Source organism: Phocaeicola sp. (assembly GCF_048170425.1).
GTDB lineage: Bacteria > Bacteroidota > Bacteroidia > Bacteroidales > Bacteroidaceae > Phocaeicola.
In genome coordinates this window covers 1-4038 of sequence record NZ_DBEXBB010000292.1, presented here as the reverse complement: position 1 = coordinate 4038, position 4038 = coordinate 1, and the positions used below count along the sequence as shown (strand labels likewise).

General features: G+C 48.5%; 4 protein-coding genes. 2 read left to right on the top strand and 2 right to left on the bottom strand.

Annotated elements, in window-relative coordinates; genetic code table 11:
- Positions 1-53: 53 nt before the first annotated feature.
- Together ACMJ0U_RS11455 and ACMJ0U_RS11450 are read left to right on the top strand one after the other, a co-directional pair.
- Complete coding sequence (locus ACMJ0U_RS11455) at positions 54-1352, top strand: phenylacetate--CoA ligase family protein (RefSeq protein ID WP_417130043.1); 1299 nt, start codon at positions 54-56, stop codon at positions 1350-1352.
- Positions 1353-1365: 13 nt separating this feature from the next.
- Positions 1366-1794 (top strand): amino acid-binding protein, encoded by a 429-nt coding sequence (locus ACMJ0U_RS11450; protein ID WP_417130042.1) that lies wholly within the window; start codon positions 1366-1368, stop codon positions 1792-1794.
- Here the strand turns inward: ACMJ0U_RS11450 and ACMJ0U_RS11445 are convergent.
- Positions 1791-2180 (bottom strand): GtrA family protein, encoded by a 390-nt coding sequence (locus tag ACMJ0U_RS11445; protein ID WP_007558484.1) that lies wholly within the window; start codon positions 2178-2180, stop codon positions 1791-1793. The two genes, ACMJ0U_RS11450 and ACMJ0U_RS11445, sit on opposite strands and share 4 nt — an antisense overlap.
- A gap of 34 nt (positions 2181-2214) precedes the next feature.
- Complete coding sequence (gene aspS / locus ACMJ0U_RS11440; RefSeq protein WP_417130041.1) at positions 2215-3978, bottom strand: aspartate--tRNA ligase; 1764 nt, start codon at positions 3976-3978, stop codon at positions 2215-2217.
- Positions 3979-4038 lie beyond the last annotated feature (60 nt).

Below are 4038 nucleotides of genomic sequence, written 5' to 3'. Positions count from 1 at the left end.
TTATTTCTATAATTGTGCATCAAACAACGAAAAATAATACGAAAAACAACCAAATGTACTTGCATCCTGAAGTGGAAACCTTGTCGAGACCGGACATTGAGAAACTTCAGTTGAAACGGTTGAAAGCAACCATCGACCGTTGTATGCATTCTCCGTTCTACAAGGAACGCTTTCAGCAATGCGGTATCAAACCGGAAGATATACAGTCACTGGAAGACTTACAGAAAATTCCTTTCACTACCAAACAGGATTTGCGCGACCATTATCCGTTCGGACTTTCTGCCGTACCTTTGGAAGAGGTAGTCCGTCTTCATTCTTCCAGCGGCACCACGGGAACTCCTACCGTGATTTTGCACACGCAGCACGATTTGGAGGAATGGGCTAATGCCGTGGCGCGGTGTCTGTATATGGTGGGACTGAGAAAAGGGGATATTTTCCAGAACTCTTCCGGCTACGGTATGTTTACCGGAGGACTGGGCTTCCAGTATGGTGCCGAGCGCCTGGGCATGCTGACCGTTCCGGCAGCTGCCGGCAACACCAAGCGGCAGATTAAGTTTATCACCGATTTTGGTACCACAGCCCTTCACGCCATCCCGAGCTATGCCGGCCGTTTGTATGAAGTGATGGAAGAGATGCACATCGACCCTCGCCGGGATACCCACTTGAAGACCTTGATTATCGGGGCCGAACCGCACTCTGACGAGCAGCGCCGCCGTATTGAACAGATGCTGGGCGTGAAAGCCTACAACTCTTTCGGCATGTCGGAAATGTGTGGCCCGGGGGTAGCCTTTGAATGCATGGAACAGAACGGACTTCACATCTGGGAGGATTATTATATTGTAGAAATTGTGGACCCTGTCACACTGGAACCGGTACCCGAAGGCGAAGTGGGCGAACTGGTGCTGACGACCATTAACCGCGAGGCGATGCCGTTGCTGCGTTATCGTACGCGCGACCTGACCCGCATCCTTCCGGGTGACTGTCCTTGTGGACGTCATCACATGCGTCTTGACCGGATGAAAGGCCGCAGTGACGACATGATGATTCTCAAGGGTGTCAATATCTTCCCGATTCAGCTTGAAAACATCTTGCTGCAATTCAAGGAACTGGGTAATCAGTACCTCATTACGCTGACCAACCTTGATGCGAATGATGAAATGACGGTGGAAGTAGAATTGAATGACTTTACCGATGATTACGGATTCCTTCAGAACCTGACCAAGGAAATTACCCGCCAGTTGAAAGATGAAATCCTGATTACACCGCGTGTGAAACTAGTGCCTAAAGGAAGCCTGCCCGTGCAGGAAGGAAAAGCCGTGCGCGTGAAAGATTTACGAAAAACATTGATTTAAAAATACAAAGAGTATGACCATACACCAATTATCTGTTTTTGTAGAAAACAAGTCGGGCACACTGCTCCAGGTGCTTGAACTGCTGAAAGAAGCGCACATCCAGTTGATTGCTTCTACCATATCCGATACCGTAGAGTACGGTATCTACCGTATTATCTGTTCCGAGCCGCTGCGTGCCTACGAGGTATTGAAGCAGGCCGGAATCTCAGCCAATGTATCCGAGGTATTTGCTATCAGCCTGGACAATGAGCCGGGACGGGCTGCCGATGCCATTCGCAGTTTCAGTGAAACAGGCATAGGCATCTCCTACCTCTATTCTTTCTTGCTGGGAGGAAAAGGTATACTGGTGTTCCGTACCGACAACACGGAGAAAACGCGTGAAGTGATACTGGAAAAGAAACTTCAGTATATTGAAGAAGAAAATCTGATGAAGATGGCCTAACGGAAAGTCAGACGGCGGTTGCATATGAAATTAACGGCACCGTAGACAAAGAGTCCGAGGAACTGTGCCAGGTATTCATTGCAGTGAAGAAGCTCCACGAGCATAAGAAGAAAAAGAAACTGCGCACTATACGCCAGTGCGAAAGCACCAATAAAAAATAGCATCTGATGCCAGATGCTATTTTTTTTGTCATCTGTTTCAAGCGGAAAAATCCAGTATTTACACCAGATAAAGTTGTGTATCTGTGCTACGATGTATGCGCATATATTGGCTATAATATAACTCTCGCCCTCGATGTGCATCAATAGCCATACCACAAAAGCTGCAATCAAGGCATTGAGCGTTCCTACTATTGCAAAGCGTATAATCCGTACCGATTCCTTCATCCGGTTACTTTCTTGTCTTTTCCCTTGAAACGTTTTAGTTATTTTCCTTGAAATCAATTTTCAGATTCAGTTCATCCAGTTGTTTCTGGTCGAGGAATCCAGGAGCATCCAGCATCACATCACGTCCGGAGTTATTCTTCGGGAAAGCGATGCAGTCGCGGATAGAATCCAGACCGGCAAACAAAGATACCCAACGGTCAAGTCCGTATGCCAGACCACCGTGAGGAGGAGCACCAAACTTGAAGGCATTCATCAGGAAGCCGAACTGTTCTTGTGCTTTCTCCGGAGTGAATCCCAAGATCTCGAACATCTTAGCCTGCAATGCAGAATCGTGGATACGGATAGAACCACCTCCTACTTCCACGCCGTTGATAACCATGTCGTATGCATCGGCACGAACGGCAGCAGGGTCAGTATCCAGCAAAGGAATATCCTCATCTTTCGGGTGAGTGAACGGATGGTGCATAGCCATCAAGCGGCCTTCTTCTTCGCTCCATTCGAACATCGGGAAGTCTACTACCCACAGGCAAGCAAACTTGTTCTTGTCGCGCAAGCCCAGCTGGTTACCCATTTCCAGACGGAGTTCGCAAAGCTGTTTGCGAGTCTTCATCACGTCGTCACCACTCAGAATCAGAATCAAATCACCCGGTTTGGCGCCGAATGCATCTTTCATCTTCTGCAACACTTCCTGGCTGTAGAACTTGTCTACGCTTGACTTCACTGTGCCGTCGGCTTCGATGCGGGCATATACCATACCTTTGGCACCAATCTGCGGGCGTTTTACGAACTCTGTCAGCTGGTCCAGTTGCTTGCGGGTGTAGTGAGCTGCACCTTCTGCGCAGATACCACCGATATAAGCTGCATTGTCGAATACGGAGAAACCGTAGCCTTTCAGCACATCCATCAGTTCGACGAACTTCATGCCGAAACGCAAATCCGGTTTGTCACTTCCGTAATATTTCATGGCATCTGCCCACGGCATGCGCAGGAACGGTTCCGTAAGTTCCACTCCGCGAAGTTCCTTGAACAAATGCTTGGCCATACCCTCAAAGGTATTGATGATGTCTTCCTGTTCCACGAAGCTCATTTCACAGTCTATCTGTGTGAACTCCGGCTGACGGTCTGCGCGCAGGTCTTCATCACGGAAACATTTTACAATCTGGAAATAACGGTCGAAACCGGAAACCATCAGCAACTGTTTCAAGGTCTGCGGAGACTGAGGCAATGCGTAGAACTGTCCCGGGTTCATGCGTGAAGGAACCACGAAGTCACGTGCACCTTCTGGAGTAGAACCGATTAACATCGGAGTTTCCACTTCCAGGAAGCCCTTGCTGTCCAGATATCGGCGAACTTCCATCGTCATGCGGTGACGGAGTTCCAGATTCTTGCGTACGGCAGTACGGCGCAAGTCGAGATAACGGTATTTCATACGAAGGTCATCCCCCCCGTCTGTATTGTCTTCAATGGTGAAAGGTGGTGTCTGGGCTGAATTCAGAATATTCAGTTCCGATACGATGATTTCAATTTCTCCCGTCGGGATATTGGCATTTTTGCTGGAACGTTCGCTTACCGTTCCCTTCACCTGAATCACGAATTCACGTCCCAGGTGGTTGGCACGCTCACAAAGTTCGGCGTTCACTTCCGTGTTGAACACCAGCTGCGTAATACCGTAGCGGTCGCGGAGGTCCACAAATGTCATTCCTCCCATTTTACGTGCACGCTGCACCCATCCGGCCAGTGTCACGTTCTTGCCTGCATCGGCGAGTCGTAACTCACCGCAAGTATGACTTCTAAACATATCTTTATTAAATGTTAGTTTTATCTAATTGATGGGCAAAGTTAGTATCTATTTTTCATT

Excerpts from the sequence above, each read along its gene's own strand:
- ACMJ0U_RS11455 (WP_417130043.1), top strand. The coding sequence starts at position 54 with ATGTACTTGCATCCTGAAGTGGAAACCTTGTCGAGACCGGACATTGAG.
- ACMJ0U_RS11445 (WP_007558484.1), bottom strand. The coding sequence starts at position 2,180 with ATGAAGGAATCGGTACGGATTATACGCTTTGCAATAGTAGGAACGCTC.
- aspS (WP_417130041.1), bottom strand. The coding sequence starts at position 3,978 with ATGTTTAGAAGTCATACTTGCGGTGAGTTACGACTCGCCGATGCAGGC.
- ACMJ0U_RS11450 (WP_417130042.1), top strand. The coding sequence starts at position 1,366 with ATGACCATACACCAATTATCTGTTTTTGTAGAAAACAAGTCGGGCACA.